Source organism: Pseudomonas sp. IPO3778 (assembly GCF_013386825.1).
GTDB lineage: Bacteria > Pseudomonadota > Gammaproteobacteria > Pseudomonadales > Pseudomonadaceae > Aquipseudomonas.
Window position 1 is genome coordinate 1 of the sequence record NZ_JACARC010000070.1, and the last position, 5,398, is coordinate 5,398.

6 protein-coding genes are annotated in these 5,398 nt (G+C 61.9%); 5 read left to right on the forward strand and 1 reads right to left on the reverse strand.

What is annotated here, in order from left to right; all coding sequences use genetic code 11:
- Nucleotides 1-271: 271 nt before the first annotated feature.
- Together olsB and HX855_RS29400 are read left to right on the forward strand one after the other, a co-directional pair.
- Nucleotides 272-1,027, forward strand: a complete 756-nt coding sequence (gene olsB, locus HX855_RS29395) for an L-ornithine N(alpha)-acyltransferase (RefSeq protein ID WP_177090243.1) — start codon at nt 272-274, stop codon at nt 1,025-1,027.
- Nucleotides 1,027-1,821 (forward strand): lysophospholipid acyltransferase family protein, encoded by a 795-nt coding sequence (locus tag HX855_RS29400; protein WP_177090241.1) that lies wholly within the window; start codon nt 1,027-1,029, stop codon nt 1,819-1,821. The genes olsB and HX855_RS29400 overlap by 1 nt, the downstream gene beginning before the upstream one ends.
- Before the next feature lie 78 nt (nt 1,822-1,899).
- On the opposite strand, the gene HX855_RS29405 is transcribed toward HX855_RS29400, so the two are convergent.
- Nucleotides 1,900-2,487, reverse strand: coding sequence for an ACP phosphodiesterase (locus HX855_RS29405; RefSeq protein ID WP_177090239.1), 588 nt, complete (start codon nt 2,485-2,487; stop codon nt 1,900-1,902).
- Between the two features lie 157 nt (nt 2,488-2,644).
- Here HX855_RS29405 and HX855_RS29410 point away from each other — a divergent pair, with 157 nt between their 5' ends.
- From HX855_RS29410 to HX855_RS29420, 3 genes are read left to right on the forward strand one after another with little or no spacing between them, the layout of a single operon-like run.
- On the forward strand, nt 2,645-2,959 hold the full coding sequence (locus HX855_RS29410; RefSeq protein ID WP_177090237.1) for a helix-turn-helix transcriptional regulator: 315 nt from the start codon (nt 2,645-2,647) through the stop codon (nt 2,957-2,959).
- Nucleotides 2,960-2,972: 13 nt separating this feature from the next.
- Nucleotides 2,973-4,139, forward strand: coding sequence for an MFS transporter (locus HX855_RS29415; protein WP_177090235.1), 1,167 nt, complete (start codon nt 2,973-2,975; stop codon nt 4,137-4,139).
- Between the two features lie 26 nt (nt 4,140-4,165).
- Complete coding sequence (locus HX855_RS29420) at nt 4,166-5,221, forward strand: alkene reductase (protein ID WP_177090233.1); 1,056 nt, start codon at nt 4,166-4,168, stop codon at nt 5,219-5,221.
- Nucleotides 5,222-5,398: the final 177 nt, after the last annotated feature.

Consider the following 5,398-nt stretch of genomic DNA (forward strand, 5'->3'; position numbering starts at 1 on the left):
AGCCTAGGCGAGGCACCGAGTGGTGGGGCAAAGACCTTTTGGTTACTTTTGGGGCGTTTGCCAAAAGTGACCCGCTGTAAGAGCGGAACCCTAAGCCGCCGTTACCCAAATAACGGATATGTACTCCATCCCCCTGAGCAAACCACCCCCCCAGACGCCTGTCATCTAAGCGTCACCGTAACTTCATGGAGATGACACCCGCCGTACATAGCCTGAGTTGGCACAAACAAGTCGACCGGCCGCAACCCTGGCCGGCACTCGGAGACTCGCCATGACTCAGATCGCCCGCATCAGCGACACCGGCAATGAACGCCGCCTGCAAGCCGAACGCCTGATCGGCACCCAAGCTTTGCAGGAAGCCCAAGCCCTGCGGTTCAACGTGTTCAGCGGCGAATTCAACGCCAAGCTGAAAGGCGCTGAACTGGGCCTGGACATGGATGACTATGATGTTCACTGCAGCCACATCGGCGTGCGGGATTTGAACAGCGGTCGACTCGTCGCCACCACCCGTTTACTCGACCACCAGGCCGCCAGCACCCTGGGCCGCTTCTACAGTGAAGAAGAATTCAGCCTCCACGGCCTGCTGCACCTCAAAGGCCCCATCCTGGAAATCGGCCGCACCTGCGTCGACCCGGCCTACCGCAACGGTGGCACCATCGCCGTGTTGTGGGGCGAGTTGGCCGAAGTGCTCAACCAGGGCGGCTACAGCTACCTGATGGGCTGCGCAAGCATCCCGATGCACGACGGCGGCATCCAGGCCCACGCAATCATGCAGCGCCTGCGCGAACGCTACCTGTGCAACGAACACCTGCGGGCCGAACCGAAAAAGCCACTGCCGGCCTTGGACCTGCCCTCCAACGTCATCGCCGAAATGCCGCCCCTGCTCAAGGCCTACATGCGCCTGGGCGCGAAGATTTGCGGCGAGCCGTGCTGGGACGAAGACTTCCAGGTGGCCGACGTGTTTATCCTGCTCAAGCGCGACGAGTTGTGCCCGCGCTACGCCCGCCACTTCAAGGCAGCCATGTGATGAGCCGCCTTCGGGTGTACGGGCGGATCGCCCGCGTGCTGCTGGTGGTGGCCCTGGGTCTGACCATGGCCAGTGTGTTTGGGGTGTTTGAACGACTGGGGGTGGCCAACTCGATGGTGCGCCGCCAGCGCTGGTCGCGGTTTTTCATGGCGCGACTGACCAATGCCCTGCCCTTTCGCGTGACCGTTCATGGTGAATTGCCACAGCAGTCGATGCTGTGGGTCAGCAACCATGTGTCATGGACCGATATCCCGCTGCTGGGGATGGTGGCGCCGATGTCGTTCCTGTCCAAGGCCGAGGTGCGTACCTGGCCGGTGGCCGGCTGGCTGGCAGCCAAGGCCGGCAGCCTGTTTATCCGCCGGGGTTCGGGCGACAGTCAGTTGATCCGCAAGCAGATGACTCGCCACCTGGAGCAAAAACACCCGCTGTTGATGTTCCCCGAAGGCACCACCACCGATGGCCGCGCCCTGCGGACGTTCCATGGGCGGTTACTGGCCAGTGCGATTGATGCCGACGTGTCGTTGCAACCGGTGGCGATTCGTTACCTGCGCGATGGCCATATCGACCCGCTGGCACCGTTTATTGGCGATGACGATTTGCTCTCGCACCTGATGCGGTTGTTTGGCAATGACCAGGGCGATGTGGAAATCCATCTGCTCAAGCCGATTGCCTGCGCCGGGCAGGAACGTGCGGCGCTGGCGTTCCAGGCGCAGCAGGCGGTGCAGAAGGCGTTATTTGGTGAGGTGGTGCAGCCAGTAGAACCACGGCGCGCCGGAACCCTGGCCGCAGCCTGAATGCGTACCCTGTAGGAGCGAGCTTGCTCGCGAAAAACGAATAGGCGACACGGGCGACCTGACAGCGCTGCGTTATCGTTAACGATCTTCGCGAGCAAGCTCGCGCCTACAGAACGTCTGCAAGATCGGGTAAAACACCCGGAAGTCCTCACTCAACGGCTCATACAGCACCCGCAACTCCTGCATGGCATGGCCCAGTTCTTCGGGCCGTGTCAGGCGCCGGCCAATGCCCGCCAACACCTGTTCCATCACCGCAAATTCGCGGTACGAACCCAGCCAGTCATCCGCCGCCATATACGGCGCAATCTGCGCCAGCCGCCCCGGCAGCGCCGGTTCTTCGGCGAGCACCCGGTAAACCTCAGAGGTAAAGCGCTCCAGCGGCTGATCGGCATACAACGCCCAATCCCGCGCCAGGCAGTGGTCGAAAAACACATCGAGCACGATCCCGGCATAGCGGCGCCGGGTGAGGGTGAAGCGCGACAGCGCCTCCCCGATCAACGGGTGGCTATCGGTGTAGCGATCGATTGAGCGGTGCAACTGAATCGCCGACTCGATTTGCGGGCTGAACTCACCTTGCAGGCGACCTTTAACGAAGTCGCCATACAGGCTGCCGAGCAATTGAGCAGGAAGTTGGCCGCCCAGGTGCAGATGTGCGAGATAATTCATGGCGCGCAGTCTAACACTGCTGCCAACGTATCGTTATAACCCGATATACCGATTTAGCCTGGCCTAAGACCAAAATCATATTGGTGTATCGGGATATAACGATTTAAAGTTCGCCTCATCGCGATATAACGTTTTACAAACCCCGAGCATCACTGCCATGTCCATCGACCTCGACGAAATAATAAAAGCCCTGGCGCACCCAGTACGGCGAGACATCCTCAACTGGCTGAAAGACCCGAAAGTGCAATTCCCCGAGCAGATCCACAACCACGAGCACGGTATTTGCGCCGGGCAGATCGACCAACGTTGCGGCCTGTCCCAGTCCACCGTGTCGGCGCACCTGGCGAACCTGCAACGGGCGGGGCTGATCAGCAGCCAGAAGGCCGGTCAGTGGCACTTTTTCAAACGCAATGAGGACGTGATCCAAGCCTTCCTCAAAGCGCTCACCGAAGAACTCAGCCCACCGCTGTAACAAGGACCCCACAATGCCTCTCTCGCTACTCATCCTGGCCTTAAGCGCCTTCGCCATCGGCACGACCGAGTTCGTCATCATGGGGCTGTTGCCCGATGTGGCGGCCGACCTCGGCGTCTCGATTCCCGGCGCCGGCTGGCTGGTGACTGGTTACGCCCTGGGCGTGGCCATCGGTGCGCCCTTTATGGCACTGGCCACCGCCAAGCTGCCGCGCAAGGCTGCCCTGGTAGCGTTGATGGGCATTTTCATCATCGGCAACCTGCTCTGCGCCCTGGCCAGTGACTACAACGTGCTGATGTTTGCCCGAGTGGTCACCGCACTCTGCCACGGTGCTTTCTTCGGTATCGGTTCGGTGGTCGCCGCCAACCTGGTGCCGGCCAACAAACGGGCTTCGGCCGTAGCCCTGATGTTCACCGGTTTGACCCTGGCCAACGTGCTGGGTGTGCCACTGGGCACTGCGCTGGGTCAGGAAGCCGGCTGGCGCTCGACCTTCTGGGCAGTGACCGTGATTGGGGTGATCGCGCTGATCGGCCTGATCCGCTTTCTGCCGGCCAAGCGTGACGAGGAAAAACTCGACATGCGCGCCGAACTGGCCGCCCTCAAGGGTGCCGGGATCTGGTTGTCGCTGAGCATGACCGCGCTGTTCGCCGCGTCGATGTTCACCCTCTTTACTTACATAGCGCCGCTGCTGGGGGATGTCACCGGTGTTTCGCCCAAAGGCGTGACCTGGACCCTGCTGCTGATCGGCCTGGGCCTGACCGTCGGCAACATCATCGGCGGCAAGCTGGCCGACAAACGCCTGGCCGCCACCCTGATCGGCGTATTCATCAGCATGGCAGTGGTGTCCACGGTACTGACCTGGACCAGCGTCGCCGTGATCCCGACTGAAATCACCCTGTTCCTCTGGGCCACCGCCTCATTTGCCGCCGTGCCGGCGCTGCAAATCAACGTGGTGACCTTCGGCAAGGCCGCCCCCAACCTGGTGTCCACCTTGAATATCGGCGCCTTCAACATCGGCAACGCCTTGGGCGCCTGGGTCGGTGGCAGCGTGATTGCCCACGGCTTCGGCCTGACCAGCGTGCCCCTGGCCGCTGCTGCACTGGCCGTGCTCGCGTTGGTGGTGACCTTGATTACTTTCCGTCAGAGCGGCAATGCCGACCTGGCCCCCGCGACTAACTGATCAACTAAAGAGAAGGGTGTTATCCCATGACGACTATTTTCGATCCAATCAAACTGGGCGACCTGGAACTGTCGAACCGCATCATCATGGCGCCGCTGACCCGTTGCCGTGCCGACGCCGGCCGTGTGCCCAACGCATTGATGGCCGAGTACTACGTACAACGCGCTTCCGCCGGGCTGATCCTCAGCGAAGCCACCTCCGTGACGCCAATGGGCGTGGGCTACCCGGACACTCCGGGCATCTGGTCCAACGACCAGGTGCGCGGCTGGGCCAACGTGACCAAGGCCGTGCACGGCGCGGGCGGCAAGATCTTCCTGCAACTGTGGCACGTGGGCCGTATCTCCCATGAGTCGTACCTGGACGGTGAAACCCCGGTCGCGCCAAGTGCCATCCAGCCTAAAGGCCATGTCAGCCTGGTGCGCCCACTGGCCGACTACCCAACCCCGCGCGCTCTGGAAATCGCCGAGATCGCCGACATCGTCGACGCTTACCGCGTAGGCGCCGAGAACGCCAAGGCTGCCGGTTTTGACGGCGTGGAAGTGCATGGCGCCAACGGCTACCTGCTCGACCAGTTCCTGCAAAGCAGCACCAACCAGCGCACCGACAACTACGGTGGTTCCCTGGAAAACCGTGCACGCCTGATGCTCGAAGTCACTGACGCCGTGATTGAAGTGTGGGGCGCCGGCCGTGTGGGTGTGCACCTGGCACCGCGCGCCGACTCCCACGACATGGGCGACGCCAACCTGTCGGAAACCTTCACCTACGTTGCCAAGGAACTGGGCAAGCGTGGCATCGCGTTCATCTGCTCCCGTGAAAAGGAAGCCGGCGACAGCCTCGGCCCACAACTGAAAGCAGCCTTCGGTGGCCCGTACATTGCCAACGAACGCTTCACCAAGGACAGCGCCAACGCCTGGCTGGCCTCGGGCAAGGCGGACGCCGTCGCGTTCGGCGTGCCGTTCATTGCCAACCCGGACCTGCCAGCGCGCCTGAAGGCCGATGCACCGCTGAACGAAGCCCATCCAGAGACGTTCTACGCCAAAGGCCCGGTCGGCTACATCGACTACCCGACCCTGGCCCTCTGATCGGCTGAAACGAAAAAGCCCCGGCTTGCGAGAGCCGGGGCTTTTTTATGGGCCGCAGGAAACATTTTCCTGTAGGAGCGAGCTTGCTCGCGAAAAAGCCCCAGGCGACGCGTTAATGCAGCATGTCCGCGTTATCGTTGACGACCTTCGCGAGCAAGCTCGCTCCTACAGAGGGCC

Coding starts and splice junctions, on each gene's coding strand:
- HX855_RS29410 (WP_177090237.1), top strand. CDS start 2,645: ATGTCCATCGACCTCGACGAAATAATAAAAGCCCTGGCGCACCCAGTA.
- olsB (WP_177090243.1), top strand. CDS start 272: ATGACTCAGATCGCCCGCATCAGCGACACCGGCAATGAACGCCGCCTG.
- HX855_RS29420 (WP_177090233.1), top strand. CDS start 4,166: ATGACGACTATTTTCGATCCAATCAAACTGGGCGACCTGGAACTGTCG.
- HX855_RS29415 (WP_177090235.1), top strand. CDS start 2,973: ATGCCTCTCTCGCTACTCATCCTGGCCTTAAGCGCCTTCGCCATCGGC.
- HX855_RS29400 (WP_177090241.1), top strand. CDS start 1,027: ATGAGCCGCCTTCGGGTGTACGGGCGGATCGCCCGCGTGCTGCTGGTG.
- HX855_RS29405 (WP_177090239.1), bottom strand. CDS start 2,487: ATGAATTATCTCGCACATCTGCACCTGGGCGGCCAACTTCCTGCTCAA.